The organism is Bradyrhizobium sp. PMVTL-01, from assembly GCF_051861855.1.
GTDB lineage: Bacteria > Pseudomonadota > Alphaproteobacteria > Rhizobiales > Xanthobacteraceae > Bradyrhizobium.
Window position 1 is genome coordinate 6,669,707 of sequence record NZ_CP193982.1, and the last position, 26,763, is coordinate 6,696,469.

Annotated in this window: 23 protein-coding genes; 9 read left to right on the forward strand and 14 right to left on the reverse strand. The window is 65.5% G+C overall.

The window, feature by feature from the left end; all coding sequences use genetic code 11:
- Positions 1–115: 115 nt before the first annotated feature.
- The 3 genes from ACRQ5Q_RS32290 to ACRQ5Q_RS32300 form a co-directional block, all read right to left on the reverse strand.
- Positions 116–715: a hypothetical protein gene (locus tag ACRQ5Q_RS32290; RefSeq protein ID WP_439373804.1), complete on the reverse strand. Its 600-nt coding sequence runs from the start codon at positions 713–715 to the stop codon at positions 116–118.
- A 113-nt stretch (positions 716–828) separates the two neighbouring features.
- Positions 829–1,815 carry an acrylyl-CoA reductase (NADPH) gene (gene acuI / locus ACRQ5Q_RS32295; RefSeq protein ID WP_439373803.1) on the reverse strand — a complete coding sequence of 329 codons (987 nt, stop codon included), beginning with the start codon at positions 1,813–1,815 and terminating at the stop codon, positions 829–831.
- A 41-nt stretch (positions 1,816–1,856) separates the two neighbouring features.
- The gene (locus tag ACRQ5Q_RS32300) at positions 1,857–3,107 is read right to left on the reverse strand and encodes an MFS transporter (RefSeq protein ID WP_439393976.1); all 1,251 of its coding nucleotides are present in this window, start codon (positions 3,105–3,107) and stop codon (positions 1,857–1,859) included.
- 325 nt (positions 3,108–3,432) lie between these two features.
- On the opposite strand from ACRQ5Q_RS32300, the gene nadA reads away from it, so the two are divergent.
- The 3 genes from nadA to nadC all read left to right on the forward strand — a co-directional run bounded on the left by nadA (position 3,433) and on the right by nadC (position 7,213).
- Positions 3,433–4,536: a quinolinate synthase NadA gene (nadA, locus tag ACRQ5Q_RS32305; RefSeq protein ID WP_439373801.1), complete on the forward strand. Its 1,104-nt coding sequence runs from the start codon at positions 3,433–3,435 to the stop codon at positions 4,534–4,536.
- Positions 4,537–4,715: 179 nt separating this feature from the next.
- Complete coding sequence (locus tag ACRQ5Q_RS32310) at positions 4,716–6,323, forward strand: L-aspartate oxidase (protein WP_439393977.1); 1,608 nt, start codon at positions 4,716–4,718, stop codon at positions 6,321–6,323.
- Between the two features lie 11 nt (positions 6,324–6,334).
- Complete coding sequence (gene nadC, locus ACRQ5Q_RS32315) at positions 6,335–7,213, forward strand: carboxylating nicotinate-nucleotide diphosphorylase (RefSeq protein ID WP_439373799.1); 879 nt, start codon at positions 6,335–6,337, stop codon at positions 7,211–7,213.
- 137 nt (positions 7,214–7,350) lie between these two features.
- Here the strand turns inward: nadC and ACRQ5Q_RS32320 are convergent, their stop codons facing one another.
- From ACRQ5Q_RS32320 to ACRQ5Q_RS32330, 3 genes are all read right to left on the reverse strand, one after another.
- On the reverse strand, positions 7,351–8,805 hold the full coding sequence (locus tag ACRQ5Q_RS32320) for a cell wall hydrolase (protein WP_439393979.1): 1,455 nt from the start codon (positions 8,803–8,805) through the stop codon (positions 7,351–7,353).
- Positions 8,806–9,371: 566 nt separating this feature from the next.
- Positions 9,372–12,221 (reverse strand): pyruvate, phosphate dikinase, encoded by a 2,850-nt coding sequence (gene ppdK / locus ACRQ5Q_RS32325; protein ID WP_439373797.1) that lies wholly within the window; start codon positions 12,219–12,221, stop codon positions 9,372–9,374.
- 96 nt (positions 12,222–12,317) lie between these two features.
- Positions 12,318–12,473, reverse strand: a complete 156-nt coding sequence (locus ACRQ5Q_RS32330) for a DUF3096 domain-containing protein (RefSeq protein ID WP_074077234.1) — start codon at positions 12,471–12,473, stop codon at positions 12,318–12,320.
- 224 nt (positions 12,474–12,697) lie between these two features.
- On the opposite strand from ACRQ5Q_RS32330, the gene ACRQ5Q_RS32335 reads away from it, so the two are divergent.
- A complete protein-coding gene (locus ACRQ5Q_RS32335) occupies positions 12,698–13,051 on the forward strand; it encodes a DUF1236 domain-containing protein (protein ID WP_439393981.1) in 354 nt (117 codons plus the stop codon).
- Positions 13,052–13,288: 237 nt separating this feature from the next.
- Here the strand turns inward: ACRQ5Q_RS32335 and glyS are convergent, their stop codons facing one another.
- From glyS to ACRQ5Q_RS32365, 6 genes are all read right to left on the reverse strand, one after another.
- Positions 13,289–15,418 carry a glycine--tRNA ligase subunit beta gene (glyS, locus tag ACRQ5Q_RS32340; protein WP_439373795.1) on the reverse strand — a complete coding sequence of 710 codons (2,130 nt, stop codon included), beginning with the start codon at positions 15,416–15,418 and terminating at the stop codon, positions 13,289–13,291.
- The gene (locus ACRQ5Q_RS32345) at positions 15,418–16,353 is read right to left on the reverse strand and encodes a glycine--tRNA ligase subunit alpha (RefSeq protein WP_439393983.1); all 936 of its coding nucleotides are present in this window, start codon (positions 16,351–16,353) and stop codon (positions 15,418–15,420) included. Before ACRQ5Q_RS32345 ends, glyS begins: the two co-directional genes overlap by 1 nt.
- Before the next feature lie 222 nt (positions 16,354–16,575).
- Positions 16,576–16,767: a hypothetical protein gene (locus tag ACRQ5Q_RS32350; RefSeq protein WP_439373793.1), complete on the reverse strand. Its 192-nt coding sequence runs from the start codon at positions 16,765–16,767 to the stop codon at positions 16,576–16,578.
- Positions 16,768–16,872: 105 nt separating this feature from the next.
- Positions 16,873–17,781 (reverse strand): S49 family peptidase, encoded by a 909-nt coding sequence (locus tag ACRQ5Q_RS32355; RefSeq protein WP_439373792.1) that lies wholly within the window; start codon positions 17,779–17,781, stop codon positions 16,873–16,875.
- Between the two features lie 215 nt (positions 17,782–17,996).
- Complete coding sequence (locus ACRQ5Q_RS32360; RefSeq protein WP_439393985.1) at positions 17,997–18,764, reverse strand: tRNA1(Val) (adenine(37)-N6)-methyltransferase; 768 nt, start codon at positions 18,762–18,764, stop codon at positions 17,997–17,999.
- The gene (locus ACRQ5Q_RS32365; protein WP_439373790.1) at positions 18,757–18,984 is read right to left on the reverse strand and encodes a putative signal transducing protein; all 228 of its coding nucleotides are present in this window, start codon (positions 18,982–18,984) and stop codon (positions 18,757–18,759) included. Before ACRQ5Q_RS32365 ends, ACRQ5Q_RS32360 begins: the two co-directional genes overlap by 8 nt.
- Before the next feature lie 136 nt (positions 18,985–19,120).
- Between ACRQ5Q_RS32365 and ACRQ5Q_RS32370 the strand changes: the two genes are divergently transcribed.
- The 5 genes from ACRQ5Q_RS32370 (at position 19,121) to ACRQ5Q_RS32390 (ending at position 23,720) form a co-directional block, all read left to right on the forward strand.
- Complete coding sequence (locus ACRQ5Q_RS32370; RefSeq protein ID WP_439373789.1) at positions 19,121–20,128, forward strand: polyprenyl synthetase family protein; 1,008 nt, start codon at positions 19,121–19,123, stop codon at positions 20,126–20,128.
- 264 nt (positions 20,129–20,392) lie between these two features.
- On the forward strand, positions 20,393–20,908 hold the full coding sequence (locus tag ACRQ5Q_RS32375) for a winged helix-turn-helix transcriptional regulator (protein WP_439373788.1): 516 nt from the start codon (positions 20,393–20,395) through the stop codon (positions 20,906–20,908).
- Between the two features lies 1 nt (position 20,909).
- The gene (gene fabF / locus ACRQ5Q_RS32380) at positions 20,910–22,172 is read left to right on the forward strand and encodes a beta-ketoacyl-ACP synthase II (RefSeq protein ID WP_439393987.1); all 1,263 of its coding nucleotides are present in this window, start codon (positions 20,910–20,912) and stop codon (positions 22,170–22,172) included.
- A gap of 44 nt (positions 22,173–22,216) precedes the next feature.
- Positions 22,217–22,849, forward strand: a complete 633-nt coding sequence (locus tag ACRQ5Q_RS32385) for a LysE family translocator (RefSeq protein ID WP_439393989.1) — start codon at positions 22,217–22,219, stop codon at positions 22,847–22,849.
- Positions 22,842–23,720 (forward strand): alpha/beta fold hydrolase, encoded by an 879-nt coding sequence (locus ACRQ5Q_RS32390; protein WP_439373785.1) that lies wholly within the window; start codon positions 22,842–22,844, stop codon positions 23,718–23,720. The genes ACRQ5Q_RS32385 and ACRQ5Q_RS32390 overlap by 8 nt, the downstream gene beginning before the upstream one ends.
- 103 nt (positions 23,721–23,823) lie before the next feature.
- Here ACRQ5Q_RS32390 and ACRQ5Q_RS32395 read toward each other — a convergent pair whose 3' ends face one another.
- Both ACRQ5Q_RS32395 and ACRQ5Q_RS32400 read right to left on the reverse strand, forming a co-directional pair.
- Positions 23,824–24,708: a 4-(cytidine 5'-diphospho)-2-C-methyl-D-erythritol kinase gene (locus ACRQ5Q_RS32395; protein ID WP_439393991.1), complete on the reverse strand. Its 885-nt coding sequence runs from the start codon at positions 24,706–24,708 to the stop codon at positions 23,824–23,826.
- An 85-nt stretch (positions 24,709–24,793) separates the two neighbouring features.
- Positions 24,794–26,590 (reverse strand): tetratricopeptide repeat protein, encoded by a 1,797-nt coding sequence (locus tag ACRQ5Q_RS32400; RefSeq protein ID WP_439393993.1) that lies wholly within the window; start codon positions 26,588–26,590, stop codon positions 24,794–24,796.
- Positions 26,591–26,763: the final 173 nt, after the last annotated feature.

The following is a 26,763-nucleotide window of genomic DNA, read 5'->3' on the forward strand; positions in this document are numbered from 1 at the left end:
GGGGCGCGAACAGCTACCGGGATGAAAGCCGCCGTCCGTATGACTAGGGCGCGCGCGGCTCGATGTTCGATGGACATATGCAACGGCAAGACGCGGATTGACCCGCACCGCCGGCTCACTGGGTGGAGCGACGCAGCTCCAGCGGACCCTCGTTCCTGGCGGGCTCCGACTTCGCTTCGGCCCTCACCGGCTCGATCCGTCTGCTCTCGACACGCGGCGTCTCGACGCGCGCGGCGACCTCGGTGTTCGGCGCACCGACCGAGCCGGTGTGCTCCGAGGAACGCAGCGAGCGCGGGCGCGCCGACGCGCGCGCCATCAGCATCTGATTGCCGCCCTGGTGGTGGAAGTCGCAATAGGCAAAGCCCATGCCCGACACCGAACCGCGGAAGCTGCGCTCGTCGGTCTTTTCCAGGTTGAAACAGGGCTCGAACGGAATGCCCTTGATTGAGGCGCAGACGTTCTGGCCGCGGATCTGGAGGGTGTTGCCGGGCAGGCGGAGATGTTTCACCGGGCCCGAGCCCGAGAACTGCACCGCACCGGCAGCGCCGAGGTCGTCGAGGATGCGGCCCGCGCCGCGGGTACCATCGAAACAGGTGAAGGCGAAGACCTTTCCGGCCACGAAGCGGCGCGCCTCGTCGGCGTTCATGCTACCTGCAATGGCCGGCGCAAACGTCGCTGCCGCCGTGACAGCCCCCAACACAATACGCGCAAGCATGCTCAACTCCGAACCGACCCCCGCAGCGGGCTATGCCTTATCTCTTTACCCGCTGCTTACCATACTAACCATGGCAACATTGGAGCAGCTTGGTTGGTAAAGTCTGAACGCCGTCAGACAATTTTTACCACGACGCGGCCGCGGACCTGGCCGGCCAGGATTTTCGCACCCCATCCCGGAACATCATCGAGCGAAATTTCCTGAGTAATTTCAGCTAGTTTTGTCCGATCCAGGTCGGAGGCCAAGCGCTGCCAGGCAGCTTTTCGCGGCTCGATCGGGCACATCACGGAATCGATGCCGAGAAGGCACACTCCGCGCAAAATGAAAGGCGCGACCGAAGACGGCAGGTCCATGCCGGCCGCCAGGCCACAGGCGGCGATCGCGCCACCGTACTTGGTCATCGAGAGGAGATTCGCCAGCGTCGTCGAGCCGACGCTGTCGACGCCGCCCGCCCAGCGCTCCTTGGCCAGGGGTTTTGCCGGGGCAGACAATTCACTGCGATCGATGACCTCGGCGGCGCCGAGGTGCTTGAGGTAGTCGGCTTCCGCCGCGCGGCCGGTCGAGGCGATGACGTGGTAGCCGAGCTTGGACAGCACGGCGGTCGCGACCGAGCCGACGCCGCCGGCTGCGCCCGTTACCACGACGGGGCCGCTCTTCGGCGACAGACCGTGCTTCTCCAGCGCCAGCACCGAGAGCATGGCGGTGAAGCCGGCGGTCCCGATCGCCATGGCGTCGCGCGCCGTCAGGCCCTGCGGCAGGGCGACCAGCCAGTCGCCCTTCACCCGCGCCTTCTCGGCATAGGCTCCCAGATGGGTCTCGCCCATGCCCCAGCCGGTGCAGACCACCTTGTCGCCCGCCTTCCATTGCGGATGCGAGGAGGCTTCGACCGTTCCGGCAAAGTCGATGCCGGCGATCATCGGGAAGCGGCGCACCACCGGCGCTTTGCCTGTCAGCGCAAGGCCGTCCTTGTAGTTCAGCGTCGACCATTCGACGCGAACGGTGACGTCGCCCTCCATCAGCTCTGCCTCGTCGAACTGCGCGAGCTGCGCGGTGGTGCCCTTGTCCGCCTTGTCGATCCGGATCGCCTTGAATGTGGCCACGGCTGCACTCCCTGACTTGTTTGTCGGGGATGTTTAGCCGATCAGGCCGGCTGCGCAACCGCCCGTGCGACAGGTTTCTCCACGATCGGAAGGTTGATCAGCGCCGAGAGCACGCCGAACAGGATCGAGAGCCACCAGATCGGCGTGTAGGAACCGAACTTCTCGAACACGATGCCACCGAGCCAGACGCCGAGGAATCCGCCGACCTGATGGCTGACGAAGGCGAAGCCATAGAGCGTCGCAAGCCAGCGCGTGCCGAACATCAGCGCCACCAGTGCCGAGGTCGGCGGCACCGTCGACAGCCAGGTCAGGCCGGAGATCGCGCCGAACGCGATCGCCGAGAACGGCGTGATCGGGAATGAGATGAAGGCGAGCGTCGCAAGCGCGCGCGTGAAATAGATGGTCGAGAGGATGTAGCGCTTGGGCAGATAGTTCTGGAGATAGCCGACGCTGAGCGAGCCGATGATGTTGAACAGGCCGATCGCCGCGATCACCCAGCCGCCGGTTTGCGTCGAGATGCCGCGATCCACCAGGAAGGCCGGCAGATGCACGGTGATGAACGCGAGCTGGAAACCGCAGGTGAAGAAACCGAGGACCAGCAGCACATAGGAGCGGTGGCCGAAGGCTTCCGCGAGCGCCTTCGTAAACGTCTGCTCATCCGCGGCCGCCGTGTTGGTCGTGCTTGCGACCGGCGGTGTGGAGAGCGCCAGCGACAGCGGAATGATCAGCAGCATCAGGAAGCCGAACACGGCGAGCGCCTGCTGCCAGCCGAAATTGTCGATGAGCGCGACGCCGATCGGCGCGAACAGGAACTGACCGAACGAACCCGCCGCGGTGCCGGCGCCGAGTGCAAGCCCGCGCCTCTCTGCCGGCAGCAGCTTGCTGAAGGCCGACAGCACCAGGTTGAACGAGCAGCCGGCAAGACCAAAGCCGACCATCACGCCCGCACCAATATTCAGGGACAACGGCGTCGAGGAGTAACGCATCAGGAGCAGGCCGCCGGCATAGAGCAGCGCGCCGACGCACATCACCCGAAAAAGGCCGAAGCGATCCGCCACCGCACCCGCAAACGGCTGCCCCAGTCCCCACAACAGATTCTGCACGGCGATCGCGAGGCCGAATACGTCGCGGCCCCAGGCAAACTCGTGGCTCATCGGCTGCACGAAGAAGCCGAGCGCCGAGCGCGGGCCGAAGCCGAGCATGCCGATGGCGCAGCCGCAAAGAATGATGATCGCCGGTGTGCGCCAGGTGGAACGTGAGACCGAACCGAGCTCGCCAATTGATGTCGACATGGTGTGTCCTTGTCTGTTGTTGGCGGTCCGGAATAGGCAGCCGCGAGCCAGCCCGTTTAATGCATTTGCATGAAAATCCCAAGTCAAAAGCGGTTGCATTCCACGAAGGGCTGTCGTGGGAGCATTGCATTTCAATGAGGCCTCACCTGACGCGATCTGACGGGAATGTGTGCGGCGGCGTCTAGCGATCCTGAGCGTCGCGTGTTATCTTCGATTTACTCATAATGAGCATATCAGGGTGAAGTCCGCTCCGGCCCTCGGGCCGGATTACTCAGACCACCAATATACTCAATATGAGTATAAATGCCATAGAAGGGAGGCTTTAATGCCGATCGCTGGAATTTACGGCCCTGCCGATTTCGCCAACCGGCCGCAGGGCCACGTCATCACCTCTCCCCGCGCCGCCCCGGCGCGGGGGCCCGCGCTGCCGATGCCTTCGCTGGAATGGACTGAGGACGTCGAGCACGCCACCGCGGCGCTCTATGAGCGCGTGAAGCACGTGATCCCGCCGATCGAGTGGCCGCTGATGGCGCCGACGATTCGCGCGATCAACGAGCTGAAGCGCGCACGGAACGCGGTGATCCTCGCCCACAACTATCAGTTGCCGGAGATCTTCCACTGCGTCGCCGATATCGGCGGCGACTCGCTCCAGCTCGCGGTCGAGGCCACCAAGGTGAAGGCCGGCATCATCGTCCAGTGCGGCGTGCACTTCATGGCGGAGACCTCGAAACTGCTCAACCCGGAGAAGACGGTACTGATCCCGGATTCGCGCGCCGGCTGCTCGCTTGCTTCCAGCATCACCGGCGCCGACGTGCGGCTGCTGCGCGAGAAGTTCCCCGGCGTGCCCGTCGTCGCGTATGTCAACACCTCGGCGGAGGTGAAGGCCGAGGTCGACATCTGCTGCACCTCGTCGAATGCGGTGCAGGTGGTCGAGAGCCTGAATGCGCCGACCGTGATCTTCCTGCCCGACCGTTATCTCGCGACCTACGTCGCCTCGAAGACAGACGTGAAGATCATCGCCTGGAAGGGCGCCTGCGAGGTGCACGAGCGTTTCAAGGGCGAGGAGCTGCGCGCGTTTCGCGAGGCCGATCCGTCCGTGCAGATCATCGCACATCCCGAATGTCCGCCGGACGTGCTGGCGGAAGCCGACTTCACCGGCTCGACCGCGCACATGATCAACTGGGTGCGCAACAAGCGGCCGCGACGGCTGGTGATGATCACGGAGTGCTCGATGGCCGACAATGTGCGAGCCGAGCTGCCTGATGTCGAGATGCTGCGCCCCTGTAATCTCTGCCCGCACATGAAGCGCATCACGCTCGCCAATATTTTACAGAGCCTGCTGATGCTCGGCGAGGAAGTCACGATCGATCCCGCGCTTGCAGAGCGGGCAAGGCGATCGGTGGAGCGGATGATCAATCTGAAGAACTAGCGACACAAGTCGCCACAACCACAGCCGTCGTCCCGGACAAGCGCGCCTCAAGCGCGCGCAGATCCGGGACCCATAACGACAGCACGATATTGGCGCGCTGGTAGCTCCAGCCTGCCGCAACAACAAACAGTCGGGGTCACGGGTCCTGGCTTTTCGCCAGGACGACAATGGAGAAAGCCATGACAGACAACATCCACCACCTCACCCGCGGCACCGACGACGTCGTCATCGTCGGCGGCGGCCTTGCCGGGCTGTTCTGCGCACTGAAGCTGGCGCCGCGGCCGGTGACGCTGATTTCGGCGGCGCCCCTTGGACAGGGCGCATCGTCCGCATGGGCTCAAGGCGGCATCGCCGCGGCGGTCGCCGAAGGCGACACGCCCGAAGCACACGCCGCGGATACGATCGGGGTCGGCGGCGGCCTCGTCGACGAAGCCGTCGCGCTCGGCATTGCCCGTGAGGCTGCGCCGCGAATCCATGACCTGCTCGCCTATGGCGTGCCGTTCGACCGCGACCTCGAAGGGAAGCTCGCCGTGGGGCGGGAAGCCGCGCATTCGGCCCGGCGCATCGTGCATGTGCGCGGCGACGGGGCGGGCGCCGCCATCATCGCGGCGCTAAGCGAAGCCGTGCGCCGGACGCCATCGATCCGCATCATCGAAGGCCTCGTCGCGGAATCTCTGCTGACCGAGAACGGTGCCGTCACCGGGCTTCAATTGCGCGAGGTCGGCAATCCCTCGGCAAAGCCCATTCTGCTGGCCTCGCGGGCGGTCGTGCTGGCGACCGGCGGCCTCGGCCATCTCTACGCCATCACCACCAATCCGCTCGAGGCCAGCGGCTCCGGCCTTGCGATCGCCGCCCGCGCCGGCGCGGTGATAGCCGACCCTGAGTTCGTGCAGTTCCACCCTACCGCTATCACGGTCGGCCGCGATCCGGCGCCGCTCGCGACCGAAGCTTTGCGCGGCGAAGGCGCGACGCTGATCAACCGCCATGGTGAGCGCTTCATGCTCGCGCGCCATCCGCTCGCCGAACTCGCGCCGCGCGACATCGTGGCCCGCGGCGTGTTCGCCGAGATCGCCGCAGGGCGCGGCGCCTTCCTCGATGCACGGGAAGCGCTGGGCACGCGTTTCGCCGAAAAATTTCCCACCGTGCATGCGAGCTGCATCGCCGCCGGGATCGATCCCGCGAGGCAAGCCATCCCGATTGCGCCGGCCGCGCATTACCACATGGGCGGCATCGCGGTGGACGCGCGCGGCCGCAGCTCGATCGACGGGCTCTGGGCCGGCGGCGAAGTGTGCTCCACCGGCGCACACGGCGCCAACCGGCTCGCCTCCAATTCGCTGCTGGAGGCGGTCGTCTACGCCGCACGCATCGCCGACGACATCGCCGGCAGCACGGTGCCCTCGCCTGCGCGCCTCCCCGATGCAGTCGTGACGCCACGCGGCGGCGCGCCGGACGCAGCTCACGTAAGACGGCTGCGCGCAGTGATGAGCGCGCATGTCGGCGTGATCCGCGATGGCGATGGGCTTGCAGAAGCAACACGCGGCTTTGCCGCGCTCGAGCGTGAGGCCGCCAGCCTCACGGTCCGCAACATGGCGATCTCAGCCCTGCTCGTCGCAGCGGCGGCCTGGATGCGGCACGAGAGCCGCGGCGCCCATTTCCGTTCCGATCATCCGGCCGACATACCTGCGCTGGCGCAGAGAACGATGACCACGCTTTCCGCAGCGCGCGAGGTCGCGCAGAGCCTGACCGAGCGTCCGCTGCCGCCCATTGCGCAATCCGTGACCGCCTGAAGGAATCCTCCATGATTACCTCGACCTCCCTGCTCTATCCGGACGCCTTCCTCTCCCCGCTCGCGATCGACGAGGCAGTGCACCGTGCGCTCGACGAAGACCTCGGCCGCGCCGGTGACATCACCTCGCTCGCGACGATTCCGGAAGCGACAAGAGCGCAGGCCATCCTGGTCGCGCGCCAGTCCGGCGTGATCGCCGGCCTGCCGCTGGCGCTGGCGACGCTGCAAAGGCTCTCGGCCGACATCGATGTGCGCGCGCATGTCCGCGACGCCGCACGGGTTGCCGGCGGACAGCAGGTGCTGGCGATCACCGGGCCCGCGCGCGCCATTCTCACCGCTGAGCGCACCGCGCTGAACTTCGTCGGCCGGCTGTCGGGCATAGCCACGCTTACGGCGGACTATGTCGCACGCACCGAAGGCACCAGGATGCGGATCTGTTGCACGCGAAAAACGACGCCGGGATTGCGCGCGCTGGAGAAATACGCGGTGCGCTGCGGCGGCGGCTTCAACCATCGCTTCGGCCTCGACGATGCGATCCTCATCAAGGACAATCACATCGCAGTCGCGGGCGGCATCCATGCCGTGCTGGAGCGCGCCCGCGCCCATGCCGGTCATCTCGTCAAGATCGAGATCGAGGTGGATACGCTGATCCAGCTGCGCGAGGTGCTCGACACCGGAATGGCCGACGCCGTGCTGCTGGATAACATGGACCTTACGACGCTGCGCGAGGCTGTCAGGATCAACGCTGGCCGTCTGAAGCTGGAGGCGTCAGGCGGCGTCACGCTGGACTCGATTGCGGCCATCGCGGAAACCGGCGTCGACTATGTGTCCTCCGGCGCACTGACGCATTCGGCGCCGAATTTCGACTGCGCGCTGGATATCGAGACTTGATGTCTTCCTTTCCCGCCTGCGGGAGAGCGCGGACTCCGGGTGAGGGGGAGTCTCCGCGAGTCCAACTGTCGCCGTCTTCGCGGAGAGTCCCCCTCACCCCAACGCTCTGCCCGCAAGCGGGGAGAGGTGAAGGACAGCTACCGCCGCTCCGTGTTGCCCATCTCGGCCGAGCTCTTGGCTTCCTGCGCGAGTGCCGCGGTGAGCGCGGCGGTCTGGGCCGGGGTGCCCCAGCTCGGTTCCTCGCTGCCGTCGCCCCAGTTGCGCGGCCGATAGAAGGTGTGCACGCCGGTCTTGTACATCTTCTTCATCTCGGCGACCCAGGACGGGCGCACCCAATAGGCGTGGTAGTGCGTCGACTTGCCGACTTCGGGCAGCCAGATCTGGCCATCGAGCATCGCCTTCGAGATCTTCTTCGCACGCTCCCACATCTCGGGCTCGCGGATGACATCGGGATTGTTGTCGCAGGCGAAGGTGAACTGGCAGGCGAAATGGCGGTGCTTGTTCTGATAGACCGCGCCGCACACGGTGTCCGGATATTTTCCGGAGAACACGCGGTTCATCACCACCTGCGCCACCGCGATCTGGCCGCGCACGGCCTCGCCGCGGGATTCGAAATAGACGGCCTCGGCGAGGCACTTCTCCGACTTCGCGCGCGATTTGTCGTCGAGCGCGAGTCGCTCCGCCGGCGACTTGGCGCGCTGGTTGTCGGCGTTGACCTCCCCCTTCGGCGCAACGCTCTCGCCGCTCTCGATGTCCTTGGCGATCTCGGCCGTCGGCGGGGTCAGCGAGGCCGTGACCTTGATGTCGGGGTCGGGCATCACGATCAGCGGCTCGGCGCCGGGCTGCCAGCTCTCGATGCTCTCGAGATTGCCGCCGAGCGAGGAGTTGCCGAAGAACAAGCTCGAGGTCTTGACGCTGAAGGGTTCGCGCACGGGCGTCGTCGGAGCAGTGGCCCGCTTCAGGGCCTCCAACGGCTGCACCGCGAACGAGCGTGCAACGTCGCCGGCCTGCGGGGGATTGGCATATTGCGGTAATGGCGGCGCGCGCATCGCTTCCGCGAGCTCCGGGTCGAGGGCGGCCGCGGACTCCGGCGACATCGCTCCCGGCAATGCAGCGGTCTTGGCGCCAAACACCGAGCTGTTCGACGTCGCGGGATCTTCCTGCGGGGGTGTCGCGGACGGAGCGACCGTCTCCGGCGTTTGTGCAGGTGTAGCGGTTGCGAGGCGATCGCCCTTCAGCGAGCGATCGACCTTGGGAAAATCTGCGGCCTGGTAGCGGGGCGGCGGCTGCAGTGCCGGATTGCGGCTGACCGCGCCGGTGACGTCGCGGCCATCGATGCTTGCGAGGCGGACCATCGCGCTCTGCGGAACCGAAGTGCCGATGGGCCGGGAGAAGCTGTAGGTGGCGAGCTGGATCGAGGACGCCGAGGAGAACACCTGCTGCTGCCAACGCTCGGCGACGCCGGGCTGACGCGCCAGCAGAGAGGCAATGTCCTGATAGCCGGTCTCTCTCGGCATCAATGCGAAGATGCAGAGACCGATGCCGAAGGACGCGAACCGCGCGCCCTTCGGATGCTTACGCAACACTGACATCGATACGCTCACGCTACGCTTACGCTCGTCTGATCGAACTCAGTACATCCGTGCAATTCGATCTTTATCGTAAGTATCCAATTTAGGTTGCCGGGGCGTTAATCGGCGTTGCGCACGCGGCACACTCAAGCGATTGCAGGGGTTTTCACGGGGCGATTGCGAGCGTGGTAAATGTCCGCTGACGTGAAGCGGTAAACAATGGGTCAACACGAATGGTGAAGGAACTCTTGCCGACGCGTCTCAATACGGGACGCGTGGTGAGTTCCGCTGTTAATGCTTTCGCAAAGCGATCCACGCCACAGCCGTCGTGCCCCCGAAGGCGGGGCATCCGCGGACTACTGGATCGCCCGGTCAGGCCGGGCGATGACACCGAGCGTGTGGCGGAGCGCGTCCCACAAACTCGTCATTGCGAGGAGCAATTGCGACGAAGCAATCCAGAGTCCCTCCGCGGAGATAGTCTGGATTGCTTCGCCGCGCTCGCAATGACGGCGTGAAGAGAGCGTCGCACAAATGAAAAGAGGCGGAGCCAAAGCCCCGCCTCTCTCGATTCGATCCTGCGCGCCGCCTTACGCCTGGCTCGCGACCGCCTTGCCGAGCGCGGCTTGCGCTGCCGCAAGGCGTGCGATCGGCACGCGATAGGGCGAGCAGGAGACGTAGTCGAGGCCGATATTGTGGCAGAAGGCAACGGAAGCGGGATCGCCGCCGTGCTCGCCGCAGATGCCGACCTTGAGCTGCGGACGCGTCTTGCGGCCGCGCGCGACGCCGATCTTGACCAGCTCGCCCACACCTTCCTGATCGAGCGCGATGAAGGGATCGACCGAAAGGATGCCCTTCGCCACGTAGGGACCGAGGAAGCTCGCCGCGTCGTCGCGGCTGATGCCGTAGGTCGTCTGCGTGAGGTCGTTGGTGCCGAACGAGAAGAACTCGGCGCTCTGCGCGATCTCCGCCGCGAGCAGGCAGGCGCGCGGCAGCTCGATCATGGTGCCGACCTGGTAGCCGATCTTGGTGTTGGTCTCGCGCATCACCGCCTTCGCGGTGGCGTCGATCCGCGCCTTGACCAGGTCGAGCTCGGCCTTGGTCGCGATCAGCGGCACCATCACCTCGAGGCCGACGGCCTTGCCAGTGCGTTTCTCGGCCTCGACCGCCGCCTCGAAGATCGCGCGTGCCTGCATTTCGGCGATCTCCGGATAGGCGATCGCGATGCGACAGCCGCGGAAGCCGAGCATCGGATTGAACTCCGAGAGCTCGCGAGCGCGGTCGGCCAGGCGCCGCGGATCGGTGTTCATGGCACGCGCCACTTCCTCGACCTCGGCATGGGTGTGCGGCAGGAACTCGTGCAGCGGCGGGTCGAGCAGACGGATCGTGACGGGCAGGCCCTTCATGATCTCGAACAGCTCGACGAAGTCAGCGCGCTGCATCGGCAGCAGCTTTGCCAGCGCGGCGCGGCGCGACTGCTCGTCCTCGGAGAGGATCATCTCGCGCACCGTGCGAATGCGCGTCTCTTCGAAGAACATGTGCTCGGTGCGGCAGAGGCCGATGCCTTCGGCGCCGAACTTGATCGCAGTGCGCGCATCATCGGGCGTGTCGCCATTGACGCGGACACCGATCTTGCGGACCTGGTCGGCCCAGTTCATCAGCGTGCCGAACTCGCCGGACAGCTCCGGCTCGATCATCGGCATGCGGCCGGCCAGCACCTGGCCGAGCGAGCCGTCGATGGTGATGACGTCGCCGGTCTTGAAGGTGCGCGAACCGATGCTCATGGTGCCGCGGCCGTAATCGACGCGGATGGTCCCGCAGCCGGAGACGCAAGGCTTGCCCATGCCGCGCGCGACGACCGCCGCGTGCGAGGTCATGCCGCCGCGGGTAGTCAGAATGCCTTCGGCTGCATGCATGCCGTGGATGTCTTCCGGGCTGGTCTCGATGCGGACCAGAATGACCTTGCGTCCGTCGGCCTGAAGTTTGGCCGCTTCATCCGAGGAGAACACGATCTCGCCGGAGGCCGCGCCCGGCGAAGCCGGCAGGCCCGTGGCGATCACGTCGCGCTTGGCGTTGGGATCGATGGTCGGATGCAGCAGCTGATCGAGCGAGGCCGGATCGATTCGCGTTACCGCTTCCTTCTTCGAGATCAGGCCTTCATTGGCGAGTTCGACCGCGATGCGCAGCGCCGCTTTCGCGGTGCGTTTGCCGCCGCGGGTCTGGAGCATCCAGAGCTTGCCCTGCTCGACCGTGAACTCCATGTCCTGCATGTCGCGGTAGTGCTTCTCCAGCAGCGTGTAGATCCGCGTCAGCTCCTTGAAGGCCTCCGGCATTGCCGATTCCATCGACGCCTTGTCGGAGCCCGACTCCTTGCGCGCTTCCTCGGTAATGTCCTGCGGCGTGCGGATGCCCGCCACCACGTCCTCGCCTTGCGCGTTGATCAGGAATTCGCCGTAGAGCTTGCTCTCGCCGGTCGAGGGGTTGCGGGTGAAGGCAACGCCGGTCGCCGAGGTTTCGCCCATGTTGCCGAACACCATGGCCTGCACGTTGACCGCGGTGCCCCACGACTCAGGGATATCGTGCAGCTTGCGATAGGTCACCGCGCGCGCGTTCATCCAGGATGAGAACACCGCGCCGACGGCGCCCCAGAGCTGGTCGTGCGGATCCTGCGGGAAGTCCTTGCCGGTCTCGCGCGCGACCGCGTCCTTGTACTTGCCGACCAGTTCGACCCAGTCGTCGGCAGAGAGGTCGGTGTCGAGCGTGTAGCCCTGGCTGTCCTTGAAGGTGTCGAGGATTTCCTCGAAGTGATGATGCTCGAAGCCGAGCACCACGTCGGAATACATGGTGATGAAGCGGCGATAGCTGTCATAGGCGAAGCGGCGGTCGCCCGACAGCTCCGACAGCGCTTCCACGGTCTGGTCGTTGAGGCCGAGATTGAGCACCGTGTCCATCATGCCCGGCATCGAGGCACGCGCACCGGAGCGCACCGAGACGAGCAGCGGGTTCTTGGTGTCGCCGAACACCTTGCCGGTCAACTTGCCGACATAGTCCAGCGCCTTCTCAACCTGCGGCTTCAGCTCCTTGGGGTAGGTTTTGCCGTGCTCGTAAAAATAGGTGCAGACCGAGGTCGGAATGGTGAAGCCGGGAGGCACCGGCAGGCCCAGATTGGCCATCTCGGCGAGGTTGGCGCCCTTGCCGCCGAGCAGGTCGCGCATCTCAGTCCGGCCCTCGGCCTTGCCGTCACCGAACGTGTAAACCCATTTGCCGGCCTTGGCCGCGGCTGGCGCCTTGGCGGGTGCGGCCTTCTTCGATGCGACCTTGGGGGCACCCTTCGGCGCGCTCTTGGCGAGCGTCTTGCGGGCCGCCGGCGCGGCTTTCGCCTTGGCGGAGGACTTTGATTTCGCTGGTATTTTCTTAGGCTTCGAGGCGGCTTTGGCCATAGCTTGCACACAACCTGCGAGAGGAAAAGGAAATCGCGGGCCTTACACCACTTTGGACGGGCCCGCGCAAGTCGAACAGTTCCGGAAAATGAACCCCTAGAGATGGAGCCACTTCAGGAGCCCGAGCCCGATCGCACCGTTGATGATGAGGAAGATCGCGACGATCAGGTTGAGCAGCCGCGGCATGATCAGGATGAGCACGCCCGCAATCAACGACAGGATCGGCGAAATGTGGGCGACGGTGATGTGCATGAACTATCTTTCTGTGGAGGTGGAGCGAATCGGCGGCGATCATAGCGATCCCGGTTCCGCGAGTAGAGACGCGGAAAGGCGCGAGCGGGTTCCCTCTTTCGCGAAAACCGCCCGAAATTGCCGCGAATGCGGCGGGCGTTTTCGCGGAACATTGCCAAGACGGATGCATTGGCAACGAGTCGCGCCACTGGCGCTTCCCGAAAATCACGTCGAAGGAGTTGCCCATGCGGAACAGGATTCTTGCCCTTGCAGCGCTCGCGGCCGCGATCGGCTCGCCCCTGGCGGCGCAGGCGCAAAGCAGCGTCACGATTGTACGCGCGCCCGTCGTGGTCGAGAGCGGCCCGACCATCGCGGTCGAACAGCGGCCGGCCTTCCGCGAGTATGTCGTCGAACAACGTGTGCCGGCCTTTCGCATTCCGGATCACGTGGTGGTCGGCGCCACCTTACCCGAAAGCGGCGTCACCTATTATGACGTGCCGCAGCGTTTCGGCCCCACTACCTATCGCTACACCGTCGTGAACGGCGAGACCGTGCTGGTCGAGCCGCGCTCGCGCCGCATCGTCGAGGTGCTGGACTAGACACTTGCCTGGACGCGTTTTCGTCACGCGAGCCGACACCGCTTCGCTTGAAAACGCTTCCGTTCCACCAGATGTCCGGCGCGTCACTTCAATCAGGCTGGCGCGAGCAGTGTTAAATCGGACATCAGGCCCTGCCCGGTCTCCCCCCGCCGGGCGGGGCTTTTTATATTCGCCATTCCGCGGCGCGCCACTTGGCGCGAGCCGGGAATGACGGCGTGCTTGCCGCGCGAGCGCGCCTCAATCCTGGATCTTCGAGAAGTCCGCCACCGCACGCGTGGCGCTGCGGATCTCATTCAGCAGCTTCAGGCGATTCTCGCGCACCTTCGGATCGTCGTCGTTGACGCGAACCTTGTCGAAGAACGCATCGACCGGGGAACGCAGCTTTGCCATCGCACGCATCGCGGCGGCAAAGTCCTCCTTGGCGACTGCTGCGCTGGCTTCCGCCTTGACCTCGTCGATCGCCTTGGCGAGCGCCTTCTCCTCGGCGAGGCTGTAGAGCGCAGCATCGGGCGGGCCGTCGAACGTGCGCTTGTCCTTCCTTTCCTCGATCGAGAGAATGTTGCTGGCGCGCTTGGTGCCGGCGAGCAGGTTCTTGCCGTCATCGCTGTCGAGGAATTTTCCGAGCGCCTCGACGCGGCGGACGATCATCAGCAGGTCGTCCTGGCCGCCGAGCGCGAACACGGCGTCGACGAGATCGTGCCGCGCGCCCTGCTCGCGGAGCTGCACTTTGAGGCGGTCAGCGAAGAAAGGAAGCAGATCAAGAGATCCCTTTCCTATGCCAAACGTCTCCCCAGCACTGCGCAAACGCTGCGCGATGGACTCGAGGACCGTATCGTAATGACGCTCAAAAAGCTTGGCGAGATTGAGTCGGATACCGTTCTCAATGAGCAGCCTAATCACACCCAATGCCGCGCGGCGCAGCGCGTATGGATCCTTGCTTCCCGTCGGCTTCTCGTCGATCGCCCAGAAGCCGACGAGCGTATCGATCTTGTCAGCAAGTGCGACTGCGACACTCACCGCATCGGTCGGCACGCGATCAGCCGGCCCTTGCGGCTTGTAGTGCTCCTCGCACGCGGCCGCCACGGATGCGTCCTCGCCCTGCGCGAGCGCATAGTACCTGCCCATCAGGCCCTGCACTTCGGGGAATTCGCCGACGACTTCGGTCAGCAAATCCGCCTTCGCCAGATGCGCGGCCCGCGAGGCCTTCGCCACATCCGCGCCGAGCAGCGGCGCGATTTCGGCAGCTAAGCGTTCAATGCGCTTGATGCGCGCAGCTTGGGTGCCGAGCTTCTCGTGGAACACGATCTCCTCGAACTTCGGCAGCCGGTCCTCGAGCTTGGTCTTGAGGTCCGTCTCGTAGAAGAACTTCGCATCGCTCAGCCGCGCGCGGATGACGCGCTCGTTGCCGGCGATGATGGTCTTGCCGCCGTCGGTCGCCTCGATATTGGCGACCAGGATGAACTTGTTGGCGAGCTTGGCCGACTTCGGGTCGCTGACGACAAAGCACTTCTGGTTGTTGCGGATGGTGGCCCGGATGACTTCCGCCGGCGTCGTCAGGAATTCCGGCTCGAACGAGCCCATCAGAACGACCGGCCATTCCACGAGACCGGCGACCTCGTCGAGCAGGTTCTGGTCCTCGACGAGTTCGAAGCCTTGCGCAAATGCAAGCTCCTTGGCGTCGGCCAGGATCGTATTCTTGCGTCGTTCCGGATCGAGCACGACTTTTGCAGCCTTCAGCTTCGCCTCGTAGTCCTCGAAGCGGCGCACGGAGATAGCTTCCGGCGCCATGAAGCGATGGCCGTAAGTGGTCTGGCCGGTCTCGATGCCGTCGACCTCGAACTTCACGAGATCGGGCTCTTCGGTCTCGAGCCCGAAGGTCGCGGTGATCGCATGCAGCGGACGCACCCAGCTCAGCGAGCCGGGCTTTCCGGAACGCGCACCCCAGCGCATCGATTTCGGCCATGGAAAGGTGCGGATGATGACGGGGAGGATCTCCGCGAGCACGTCGATCGCATCGCGGCCGGGCTTCTCGATCAATCCGATGTAGAAGTCACCCTTGGGGTCGCGCTGGATCTTGGCCTCGTCCAGCGACTTCAATCCCGTCGCTTTCAGAAAGCCCTGCACAGCCGCATCCGGCGCGCCGACCTTCGGGCCGCGGCGTTCGGTCTTCAGGTCAGGCTGGCGCGCAGGAATGCCGTGCACGGTCAGCGCAAGGCGGCGCGGCGTCGCGAACGCCTTCGCGCCTTCATAGACGAGGCCTTCGGCAACCAGCTTGTCGGTGACAATGCGGCGCAAATCGTCGGCCGCCTTGGCCTGCATGCGCGCGGGGATCTCTTCCGAGAACAGTTCAAGCAAAAGATCGGGCATCAGGCCGCTCCGCCCGCTTCAGTATGGATCCAGGCCTCGCCGCAAGCCTTGGCCAGCTCGCGCACGCGGAGAATGTAGCTCTGCCGCTCGGTCACGGAGATCACCCCGCGGGCGTCGAGCAGGTTGAAGACGTGGCTTGCCTTGATGCACTGGTCATAGGCCGGCAGCGCCATCAGGTGCGCCTCGCGCCTGTCGTCCTTCCAGCCGGCATCGAGGTACTTTCTGCACGCCGCTTCCGCCATCTTGAACTGCTCGAACAGCATCGCGGTGTCGGCGACTTCGAAGTTGTGTTTGGAATATTCGCGCTCGGCTTGCAGGAAGACGTCGCCATAGGTGACCTTGGCATCGCCCTCGCGGCCGTTGAAGTTGAGGTCGTAGACGCGGTCGACGCCCTGCACATACATCGCGAGGCGCTCGAGCCCATAGGTGAGCTCGCCCGCGACCGGCGCGCATTCGAAGCCGGCGACCTGCTGGAAATAGGTGAACTGGCTGACCTCCATCCCGTCGCACCAGCACTCCCAGCCGAGGCCCCAGGCGCCGAGCGTCGGGCTCTCCCAATCATCCTCGACGAAGCGGATGTCGTGCACGGCGGAATCGATGCCGATCGCGGCGAGCGACTTCAGGTACAGCTCCTGAAGGTTCGGCGGCGACGGCTTCATGATCACCTGGAACTGGTAGTAGTGCTGCATCCGGTTCGGATTCTCGCCATAGCGGCCGTCCTTGGGCCGGCGCGAGGGCTGCACATAGGCCGCGTTCCAGGGTTTTGGCCCGAGCGCGCGCAGCGTGGTCGCCGGATGGAAGGTGCCCGCGCCCATCTCCATGTCGTAGGGCTGCAGGATCACACAGCCCTGCTCGGCCCAGAACCGCTGGAGCGCGAGGATGAAGCCCTGGAACGAGCGTTCCGGGCGCATATGGGCATGCAATGAGGCGTCCATCGTCAGATCAGGCTCTCGCGGGGGGTTTTGAATCGCGCGGGACCGTATCGACGGCGGGGATGGGAATCAAGGCAAAGGGGGCTGCTTCTTACCCCTCCCGACTTGCGGGAGAGGTCGCGCCGAAGGCGCGGGTGAGGGCTTTATCCTCTTGGGCAGTAAGAAGAGAGCCCCTCCCCAACCCTCCCCCGCAAGCGGGAGAGGGAGCCGAGCGTGCGGCGAGAACTAGCCCGGCCGGTAAGCTCCGGTCACGGGGTCACGCTTCAACGTCCGGATTTCTCCCATAGGGCCGGCCTCAGTGACGCGCGACAGGCGCATCTCCTCCAGCTCCTGGTTGATCCGGACAGCGGTCTTGTAGGCCCAGCGGACCACGGCAAGCCCACCCAGGACGCCCGCGAAAGCGACGAACGGCGGCATCGGTCGATCCTTGTCTAGTGCTCAGCCCCCAACCGGCATTGTCGCGCAGTCGGGGCTGCGCCGCAATTGGCTCGCGCCGGACCAAATGGCGCGGGAGGGCGCCGCCTAGAACCCGAATTTCGCCCAAATCGCCCGCGTCTCGACCGCGGAGATCAGCTCATCCGGCAGCCCGGCGATTGATTCCAGCGCCGAGAGCTGTCCCGCGCCGGGCGATTTCCGCCCGAGAAGACCGGACAGCAGGCCGGTCGGCTGCGCAATCACGGGGGTGAGAACCTTCTCGCCATAGCGTCCACGAAGAGTTGAGCGGAGATCGCCGATGCCGTCGGCAAGCCCGAGCGCGATCGAGCTGTCGCCGGCCCAGTATTCGCCCGTGAACAGGGTGTCGTCCGAGCCCTTCAGGCGCGCCCCGCGGCTCTCCTTCACGAGCGAGATGAAGATCTGGTGGATTTCGCGCTGGATCGCCTTGAGCTTCGACACGTCATCCGGGTTTTCCGGGAGGAAGGGATCGAGCATCGCCTTGTGTGCGCCAGCGGTGTAGAGGCGCCGCTCGATGCCGAGCCGCTTGATCGCGTCCTGGAAGCCGAAGCTGCCGCCGACCACGCCGATCGAGCCCAGGATCGAGGACGGATCGCAGAAGATCTCGTCACCGGCGCAGGCGATCATGTAGCCGCCCGACGCCGCGACGTCCTCGACGAAGACGAGCACCGGCAGCTTCTTCTCCGCCGCGAGCTGCTTGATGCGCAGGTAGATCTGGCGCGATTGCACCGGCGAGCCGCCGGGCGAGTTGATCACCAGCGCCACCGCCTTGGCATTCCGATACGAAAATGCCCGCTCGAGTATCCGCGCGACGCCCGCGAGCGTCATGCCGGGACGTAGCGGCGTTACCGCGCCGATCACGCCCGACAGCCGCACCACCGGCACGACCGCCGCGCCGGGACGGAAGCGCGCCGGCAGATATTGCATGAGCTTGTCGGCCAGGCCGGAACTCTCACGATCGTTCAATTGTTCGGCCATGCCCTTACCTCTGATTTACCATTTCTTATCACGCGAGTGTCATTGAAGGTGCTTGGAACGTGTTTTGCAGAATCCCGGTTGGGAAGCTGCAATAGGCAGCGGAGGAAACACCATGAAGATCTATCTGCTGATGCTGCTGGTCGGTGCGCTTTTCACGGCGATTCGCGTTACGTCCCCGCAAGAACAGCAGACGGAATCGCTTCCGCAGTAAGGCCTCACGGCTCCGCCAGCGGCAATACAGCCCTCCCCTCCAGAATATCCCTCACCTCTTTTTTAGGCACGATTGACTCTTCGTTAAGCACGAGGCCCGGCAACAATCGTGTCGGCGCCCTGCCGCCTTTGACCGCGCGCACCAGCACGCGGATCGCAGGTCGTCCCGCTTCGCCATGAACCGGCAGGACCACAAGGCTGCCGAAGCCGCGTGACAGCGCTGCCATGACGTCGGCTAGGCCGTCTGCGCGCCAGATCAGGGTCAGCACGCCGTTCGATCGAAGGATCCGCCGCGCTGCATGCACCCACGCATGCAGCGTCTCCTCGGTCGCGACATGCGCGGTATGGCGGGACGGATCCGGCGAGCCACGATGCCGCGCCGGATCGTTGAAGGGCGGATTCATCAGCACCATGTCGACGCTGTCGGGCCCAAGCCCATGCGCCGCGAACGCCTGCGCCTCGGCGGTGACGTCCAGCACGATCGCCTCGGCGGCGATCGCATTCGCCGCCGCATTGACGCGCGCGAGCTCCGCCAGTTCCGGATCGATCTCGACCAGGCTGAGCCTGATCCCCGTCACCCGCCGCGCCAGCGCCAGCCCCGCCGTGCCGATGCCGGCGCCAAGATCGACCACGCGGTCACCGGCCCGGGCCTGCGTCGCCGCCGCCAGCAGGATCGCGTCGTGTCCGGCGCGATGGCCGGACCGCTTCTGCTTCAGGAGCAACTGCCCACCGAGAAAGGCGTCCTCGGTGATATCTGCTGCGGCCTCAATCATCGCCGCGCAGTTCGTGGCTGAGGCCGGCTTCGGTCAGGAGCGCCCTGGCCTCGGCGGCGTCGTCCTCGTGGACCAGGATCCGCCGCGGCAAAATGCCGAGCGAGCCCTCGATGATGCTCATGTTCTGGTCCAGCACCAGATGGTGGATGTTGGCGCCATCGAGCAGCGCGCCGATCGCCGACACCAGCACCATATCGTTGGTTCGAACCAGTTCACGCAAAACTGAGGTCTCCTCTGCCTGAAGGGGGTGAAAAGCGGCAAATGTCAATGGTTCCGCAGGCCTTGCCGCATTCGCCGCCAGTTTCTATTGTATTTCCATCAGAATAGCCCCTCCGGGGCAAATATTGGAGACCGGCGTGGCCGTCATCGTACCTTTCGAAACTCCCGGCGCGTCGATCGAAGAGCTGGTTGCCCTTGTCGCCCCTGACATGGAGCGCGTCAACGCCACCATCCTGTCGCGAACCGGCTCGGACGTGACCATGATCCCGGAGGTGGCTAACCATCTGATCTCCTCCGGCGGCAAGCGCCTGCGCCCTATGCTGACGCTCGCCATGGCCAACCTCGCCGGCTACACCGGCGACGGCCACATCAAGCTCGCCGCGTCGGTCGAGTTCATGCACACCGCGACCCTGCTCCACGACGACGTCGTCGACGAGAGCGAGATGCGCCGCGGCAAGCTCTCGGCACGCATGCTCTGGGGCAACGAGGCGAGCGTGCTGGTCGGTGACTTCCTGCTGGGACAAGCCTTCCGCATGATGGTCGAGGTCGGCTCGCTGCGCGCGCTCGACATCCTCTCCGCGGCCGCCGCCACCATCGCAGAGGGCGAGGTGATGCAGCTTGCCGCCGCCAAGAACACCGCGACCACCGAGGACGAATACCTCGCCGTGATCCGCGGCAAGACCGCCGAGCTGTTCGCCGCCGCCTGCGAGGTCGGACCCGTCATCGCCAACCGTCCCAAGGCCGAGCAGACCGCCTGCCGCTCGGTCGGCATGAATCTCGGCATCGCCTTCCAGCTCGTCGACGACGTGCTGGACTATGGCGGCAAGAGCGCCAAGCTCGGCAAGAATACCGGCGACGATTTCCGCGAGGGCAAGATCACGCTGCCCGTCGTGCTCGCCTTCCGCCGCGGCAACGACACCGAGCGCGCCTTCTGGGTCCGGGCACTGGAACGCGGCGAGATCGGCGACAGCGATCTCGATCACGCCATCGGTCTGATGAACAAGCACCGCGCGCTCGAGGACACGCTGAGCCGCGCCCAGCACTACGGCGCCATGGCGGTCGACGCGCTGGCCCTGTTCCCGCCCTCGCCGATGAAGAGCGCGCTGGAGCAGGTGGTGGCGTTCTGCCTGGCGCGGTCGCATTAGGGCGGCGCTTCGGCACTGCTTACCACGACGTCGTTGAGATAGCGTCGCTACCACCTCCACACCGTCATTGCGAGCGCAGCGAAGCACCAGAATCCTTCCGGGGAAGCAGTCGGGATTGCTTCGCTGCGCCCGCGATGACGCAGCATGGCGCGAGGCCATCGTGCGCCAACTCGCATTTTCAAATCGCGCCGGCTACGCAGTCTAGCAGCCCGCCCTCCACCCCAGTGACTTGCATTTTGCAAGTCACTGCCCTACCTTCCCGCCATGCAGCCGAAATCCCCCTCGATCCTGGAGTGCCCGGTCGGCCGCGCCGTGGAAACCGTCGGGGAGTGGTGGAGCATCCTGATCCTGCGCGATGCGTTCCAGGGCGCGACGAGGTTCGACGAATTTTCGAAAAGCCTCGGGATTGCGCCGAACATCCTGTCGCGGCGGCTTGCCCACCTCACCCACAGCGGCATGTTCGTCCGCCGCCGCTATCAGGAGCGTCCGCCGCGCTACGAATATGTGCTGACGGACAAGGCGCGGGATTTCTTCCCGGTGGTCGCGGCGCTGCTCGCCTGGGGTAACAAGCATCTCGCCCCTAAAGGTGAAGCCATCCTGCTGGCGAACCGAAGCGATGTCCGCCCGCTCGATCCCGTGGTGGTCGACGCCGCCAGCATGCAGCCGATCACGCTCGCCAATGCAGTGGTCATCGCAGGCCCGGGCGCCAGCCGCTTGATGCGCAAGCGGCTTGCCTCACTCAAGGCCATGAACCCGGCCGTTGCGCCGACGGGAGACTGACATGCGTCGTATCGTCGTAACGGGAATGGGTGCGGTGTCCCCGCTCGGCTGCGGTGTTGAACTGTCCTGGCAGCGGCTGCTCGCCGGCCAAAGTGGGCTACGACCTCTGCCTGAATGGGCGCAGGCGTTACCCGTGCGCATTGCCGGGCCCGTGCCTGACAGGTCCCATGATGCCGAAGGCGGCTTCGACCCGGCGCAGGCTGCCGCGCCAAGAGACCAGCGCAAGATGGACCGCTTCATCCTGTTCGCCCTGCTCGCCACGGCGGAAGCGGTCGCGCAGGCCAAGTGGACGCCGCAAGATGCAGGCGCGCTGGAACGCACGGCGACGATCATCGCCTCCGGCGTCGGCGGCTTCCCGGCAATGGCGGAAGCGGTGCGCATCACCGAGCAGCGTGGCGCGCGCAGGCTATCGCCTTTCACGATCCCCTCCTTCCTCGCCAATCTCGCCGCCGGCCACGTCTCGATCAAATACGGCTACAAGGGCGCGTTGGGCACGCCTGTCACCGCGTGCGCGGCCGGCGTGCAGGCGATCGGCGATGCCGCACGCATGATCCGCGCGGGCGAAGCCGACGTCGCGATCTGCGGCGGCGCGGAGGCCTGCATCGACATCGTCAGCCTCGGCGGCTTTGCCGCGGCACGCGCGCTGTCGAGCGGTTTCAACGACGAGCCCGCACGCGCCTCGCGTCCGTTCGATCGCGACCGCGACGGCTTTGTCATGGGCGAAGGCGCCGGCATCCTGGTGATCGAGGACCTCGAACATGCGCTTGCGCGCGGCGCGACGCCGATCGCGGAGATCGTCGGCTACGGCACGACGGCGGACGCCTACCACATGACGTCGGGTCCGCCCGATGGCGAGGGCGCCCGACGCGCCATGGAGATCGCGCTGCGGCAGGCGAACCTCGTGCCCGCAGATCTGCAACACCTGAACGCGCATGCAACGTCGACGCCGGCTGGCGACGAGAGCGAGCTTGGCGCGATCGCTGCGCTGTTCGGCCGCAACCGCGGCATTGCGGTGAGCGCGACCAAATCGGCGACCGGCCATTTGCTCGGCGCCGCCGGCGGCCTGGAAGCAATCTTCACCGTGCTCGCCTTGCGCGACCAGGTCGCGCCGCCGACACTCAATCTCGAAAATCCCGACGCGAGCGCCGAGGGCATCGACATCGTCTCAGGCCACGCGCGGCCGATGCCGATGCGACACGCCATCTCGAACGGTTTCGGGTTTGGCGGGGTGAATGCCAGCGTGATCATTCGCCGCATGGGCTGAGCGGAAGAACTTGCAATCGCGGCGCGCTGCGCTACGAAAACGGGATGGTTGAAACGAATTTCTGGCTGTTCCTGGCCGCAGCCTTTCTCATCGCCGCCGTTCCCGGCCCGGGCATTTTCTACGTCGCGGCACGAACCTTGTCGGAGGGACGCGCCAGCGGCTTTGCCTCGACCGCGGGCACGGCGCTGGGCGGGATGGTCCATGTCGTGGCCGGCAGTGTCGGCATCTCCGCGATCATCCTCGCCAGCGCGGAACTGTTCACTGCCGTGAAGTTCGTCGGCGCGCTCTATCTGGTCTGGCTCGGCATCAAGACGTTTCGCAGCGCCGGCCGGACGCTGTCGCTCGAGAGCGAAGCCGTCGGCGACAAGCGCGCATTTCGCGACGGCGTGCTGGTCGAGGCGCTGAACCCAAAGACCGCGGCGTTCTTCCTCGCCTTCATTCCGCAATTCCTCGATCCGGCGGGATCGAACCCGACGCTGCAATTCATCATGCTGGGCGCGATCTCGGTGACGCTGAACACGCTGGCCGATGCCGTGGTGGTGCTGATGGCCTCCGCGACGCGCACGCAGCTGATCGGACGACCGCTTCTGATGCGGCGCCTCACGCAGGGCTCCGGCGTGTTCATCGCCGGCCTCGGCCTCTCGCTCGCGCTGGCGCGGCGGCCGGCCAATGGCTAGCGTCCCGCGAGACCGCACTTACGAATCGCAAGGCCTGCGGCTGCATTACGCCGACTGGGGCAACGAGCGCGCGCCGCCCCTCATCCTGGTGCATGGCGGCCGCGATCACTGCCGCAGTTGGGATATCATCGCGCGCTCGCTGCAACCACACTATCACGTGATCGCGCCCGACCTGCGCGGTCATGGCGATTCCGACTGGACCAAAGGCGGCAGCTACGCGCTGACGGAGTATGTCTACGATCTCGTGCAGCTGGTCCGCAACATCGCCGCGCCTCAGATAACTCTCGTCGGCCATTCCATGGGCGGCATGGTGAGCTTGATCTTCTCAGGGTCATTCCCCGAGCTCGTCACCAAGCTGGTCGTGCTCGATGGCGTGACCATGCTGCCGGATGCGCCGAAGCCGCCCGTGCACGAGCGCATCGGCAAATGGGTCGGCCAGCTCGACAGACTGCACGACCGGACGCCGCGCCGCTACGCAACCCTCGCCGACGCCGCAGCACAGATGGTGCTGCACAACAAGCGGCTGTCCCGCGAGCTTGCGCTGCATCTTGCCACCCATGGCGCACGGCAGAACGAGGACGGCACCTACAGCTGGAAATTCGATCCCTATCAGCGCGCCTCTGCGCCGCACCGGCTGTGGCCGGACGATCACGTCGCATTGTGGTCGCGCATCGCCTGCCCGACCCTGCTGCTCAACGCAGGGGAAAGCTTTCTGGCCGGCGCCAGGGCCGAAGGCCTGCAGCGCTACTTCCCGCAGGCGCGTGTCGAGACCATCGCCGGCGCGGGGCATTGGCTGCAGCACGACAAGCCGCACGAGGTGTTGGGTGCGATCCGACGGTTTCTGGGATTGGCGGAGGACGGCGCGGGTTAGCTCAACTACATACCACGTCATTGCGAGCGCAGCGAAGCAATCCAGACTGTCACCGCTGAGAGATTCTGGATTTGCTTCGCTGCGCTCGCAATGACGGACAGACCTAGCTCAACGTCCCCGCATGCACCCACCAGCCGGGGTGATCGCGCCGGATCTTCTCGGCGGCGGCATGCGCATCGTTCGCTGCGCCATAGATCGCAAAGCACGTCGCACCCGAGCCCGACATACGGGCGAGCTTGACGCCGGCGGAATCGCGCAAGGCTTCCAGCACCTCGCCGATCACGGGCTCGATCCTGAGAGCGGGCGCCTCGAGATCGTTGGCGACGGTTTCGAGAACCTCGACCCAATCGGCGATTGACCCGCCCTCCTCCGGCCAGGCCGGGGCTTGGAGGACCGAGGTGGCACCGACCAGGAGCTCGCCATTGCGCAGGCCCAGCGCCTGGAACACGTCCTTGGTCGCAACGGGCACGCGCGGATTGACCATCACGCAGGGCATGCTCGGCAAGGCGAGCGGCAGCAGCTGCTCGCCGACGCCGGTCATGTCGCAGGCGCGCGAGAGCAGGCACACCGGCACGTCGGCGCCGGTCGCGAGCGCAACCTTCTGCAAACGGGGATCGTCGAGCGAAAGATTGTTGAGGCGTGCCAGGAGACGCAGCGCCGCCGCGGCATCGGCCGAGCCGCCGCCGATGCCGGCGGCCACCGGAAGCACCTTGTCGAGCGCGAAGGCGCCGAGCTTCAGGCCCGGCACGGCCTCGGCCAGAAGCTTGGCCGCCTTGATCACGAGATTATCGGAGGTCTCGCCGCAGGCCGCGGCCAGCGGCCCGGTGGTCGTGAGTTTCAGCTCACCGCCCGGCTCCAGCGTGAGCCGGTCGGCACAATCGGCGAACGCAACCACGCTTTCGAGATCATGATAGCCGTCCGCACGACGGCCGACGACGCGAAGGCTCAAATTGACCTTCGCCCGCCCTTCTTCAATCAACGCCGACATTGGCGATCAGCCCCCAAAGACTCACTTGTTTGCGCATGGTCCGATCGGAAAGCCGCTACACACTTTTCCGGATCATGCGCGTAGCTCAGCCGCCCTTGCCGTCGTCCTTCCTCTTCTCGGCCTGCGCCGCGGAAGAGTTGGAATTGTCGTCGGTCAAGCCGTTGGCGATCTTGGCCTCGATCTTCGGAAGGTCGTCCGGCTCGGGCTTGAGATCGCGCGCATGCGACCACTGGAATTTGGCTTCCAGCGTGCGGCCGACGCGCCAATAGGCATCGCCGAGGTGATCGTTGATGGTGGGATCTTCCGGCTTGAGGTCGATCGCTCGCTCGAGGTTCTTCACCGCCTCTTCGTAATTGCCGATGCGGTAATAGGCCCAGCCGAGGGAATCGACGATGTAGCCATCGTCGGGGCGCTGCTCGACGGCGCGCTTGATCATCTTCATGCCCTCGTCGAGGTTCACGCCCTGGTCGATCCAGGAATAACCGAGATAGTTGAGCACATGCGGCTGGTCGGGCTGCAGCTCGAGCGCCTTCTTCATGTCGGCTTCGGCCTTGGCCCACTGCTTGGAGCGCTCCTCGCAGATGCCGCGATAATAGTACCAGACGCTGTTGGCCTTGTCGTTGCCGGTCGTCAGCACATCGATGCCCTGCGAATAGGTTGCGCCGCAGTCGCCGAACCGCTTGCGGCCGCGCTCGATATTGCCGAGCGCCATGATGGCTTCGAGATCCTTGGCATCCTCGGTCGTGACGCTCTTGAGGATCTTGATCGCCTCGTCGGTGCGGTCGGCCGAATCGAGGTCGATGGCGAGCTGGATCTGCGCGTTGCGCTTCAGCGGCGAGCTCGACGGCACGCGCTCATAAACCTTGATCGCCATCTGCGGCCGCTTCACCGATTCATAGAGATCGGCGAGCGAAAGCAGCGCCAGCGGATGGCTGGGCTGCAGGTAGAGCGAGAGCTGGAGGTAGACCAGCGCCAGATCCTCCCCGCCGCGGCGGGTCAGCGTGGCGCCGATGCCGTAGAGGGCTTCCGCCGCGCCCGCCTGCGCGGAATCGACCAGCGGCGGCAGCTTCTTGCCGGCCTTGGTGTCGCGCAGACCTTCCACGATCAGCGGATGGCGGGCGAGCTTCTTGTCGAAGGCCTGGTAGACATTGGTCGCCGCGGCCGAATCCTTGTTGCGCGACAGCCAGCGCGCATAGGCTTCGGTGACGCGCAGCATGGAATCGTCGAGCTTGTAGGCGCGCTCGAAGCGGGTGCCGGCGTCCTTCTCCTTGCCCGAGAGTTCGAGGATCATGCCGGCGTGCAGATCCTTGAACAGCGGATACCACTCGGGGCCTGCGAGCTTGTCGATGGTGGCAACGCCGCCCTTGGCGTCGCCGGCGCCGTAGGCAGCCCAGCCCGACAGCAGCGTGGCGACGAGATCGGTGATCGGACCGCGGATCGACTGATTGATGTTGCTCTGCGCGGTCGCGTATTTCTTCAGCTTCAGATCATGCACGCCGACGACGAGACGCGCAACGCGGTTGGTCTTGTCGATGGTGAGGATGCGCTCGGCGAGCTTGACCGCCTCATCGATGTCGCCGTCGGCGACGGAGGAGATGAAGGCGCGGTCGAGCAGCTCGTTGTTCTTGGGATCGGTGCGAAGCGCCGAGCGGTAGAAGGCGGCCGCCGAAGCCGCATCGCGCTCGACGCTGGCATGGCGGGCGGCAAGATAGCTGCCGGCACCAGTGAGCGACTTCAGATCGTTTCGGGTCGGAAACTGCGCCGCCGTATCGGCCGGATGATCCGGCGTCTGCGCCAGGACCGCGCCTGGGACCGTTGCGATCGCTGTGCCCAAGAGGGCGATGGCGGCAACGGTCCAGCGGTTGAAACGATTTGAGAACATCAGGGCTCGCCTTGAGTTGGTAGTGCCTGGGTTTGCAGCAGAAGGCCGTCTCGCATGCGAACGCAGCCGATGGCATGGACCCGGAACCGTCGGGCCGACAATGCCGCTTTTGGCGGTTCACCGCAAGGATTCGGACCGGGCGATCCCCTCCGCACGCCCCAAATCGGCCAGCT

What these genes read in the sequence shown, in the direction of transcription:
- ACRQ5Q_RS32290 (WP_439373804.1), bottom strand. Translation starts at nt 715, where the DNA reads ATGCTTGCGCGTATTGTGTTGGGGGCTGTCACGGCGGCAGCGACGTTT.
- ACRQ5Q_RS32300 (WP_439393976.1), bottom strand. Translation starts at nt 3,107, where the DNA reads ATGTCGACATCAATTGGCGAGCTCGGTTCGGTCTCACGTTCCACCTGG.
- nadA (WP_439373801.1), top strand. Translation starts at nt 3,433, where the DNA reads ATGCCGATCGCTGGAATTTACGGCCCTGCCGATTTCGCCAACCGGCCG.
- ACRQ5Q_RS32310 (WP_439393977.1), top strand. Translation starts at nt 4,716, where the DNA reads ATGACAGACAACATCCACCACCTCACCCGCGGCACCGACGACGTCGTC.
- nadC (WP_439373799.1), top strand. Translation starts at nt 6,335, where the DNA reads ATGATTACCTCGACCTCCCTGCTCTATCCGGACGCCTTCCTCTCCCCG.
- ACRQ5Q_RS32320 (WP_439393979.1), bottom strand. Translation starts at nt 8,805, where the DNA reads ATGTCAGTGTTGCGTAAGCATCCGAAGGGCGCGCGGTTCGCGTCCTTC.
- ppdK (WP_439373797.1), bottom strand. Translation starts at nt 12,221, where the DNA reads ATGGCCAAAGCCGCCTCGAAGCCTAAGAAAATACCAGCGAAATCAAAG.
- ACRQ5Q_RS32330 (WP_074077234.1), bottom strand. Translation starts at nt 12,473, where the DNA reads ATGCACATCACCGTCGCCCACATTTCGCCGATCCTGTCGTTGATTGCG.
- ACRQ5Q_RS32335 (WP_439393981.1), top strand. Translation starts at nt 12,698, where the DNA reads ATGCGGAACAGGATTCTTGCCCTTGCAGCGCTCGCGGCCGCGATCGGC.
- glyS (WP_439373795.1), bottom strand. Translation starts at nt 15,418, where the DNA reads ATGCCCGATCTTTTGCTTGAACTGTTCTCGGAAGAGATCCCCGCGCGC.
- ACRQ5Q_RS32345 (WP_439393983.1), bottom strand. Translation starts at nt 16,353, where the DNA reads ATGGACGCCTCATTGCATGCCCATATGCGCCCGGAACGCTCGTTCCAG.
- ACRQ5Q_RS32350 (WP_439373793.1), bottom strand. Translation starts at nt 16,767, where the DNA reads ATGCCGCCGTTCGTCGCTTTCGCGGGCGTCCTGGGTGGGCTTGCCGTG.
- ACRQ5Q_RS32355 (WP_439373792.1), bottom strand. Translation starts at nt 17,781, where the DNA reads ATGGCCGAACAATTGAACGATCGTGAGAGTTCCGGCCTGGCCGACAAG.
- ACRQ5Q_RS32360 (WP_439393985.1), bottom strand. Translation starts at nt 18,764, where the DNA reads ATGATTGAGGCCGCAGCAGATATCACCGAGGACGCCTTTCTCGGTGGG.
- ACRQ5Q_RS32375 (WP_439373788.1), top strand. Translation starts at nt 20,393, where the DNA reads ATGCAGCCGAAATCCCCCTCGATCCTGGAGTGCCCGGTCGGCCGCGCC.
- fabF (WP_439393987.1), top strand. Translation starts at nt 20,910, where the DNA reads ATGCGTCGTATCGTCGTAACGGGAATGGGTGCGGTGTCCCCGCTCGGC.
- ACRQ5Q_RS32385 (WP_439393989.1), top strand. Translation starts at nt 22,217, where the DNA reads ATGGTTGAAACGAATTTCTGGCTGTTCCTGGCCGCAGCCTTTCTCATC.
- ACRQ5Q_RS32390 (WP_439373785.1), top strand. Translation starts at nt 22,842, where the DNA reads ATGGCTAGCGTCCCGCGAGACCGCACTTACGAATCGCAAGGCCTGCGG.
- ACRQ5Q_RS32395 (WP_439393991.1), bottom strand. Translation starts at nt 24,708, where the DNA reads ATGTCGGCGTTGATTGAAGAAGGGCGGGCGAAGGTCAATTTGAGCCTT.
- ACRQ5Q_RS32400 (WP_439393993.1), bottom strand. Translation starts at nt 26,590, where the DNA reads ATGTTCTCAAATCGTTTCAACCGCTGGACCGTTGCCGCCATCGCCCTC.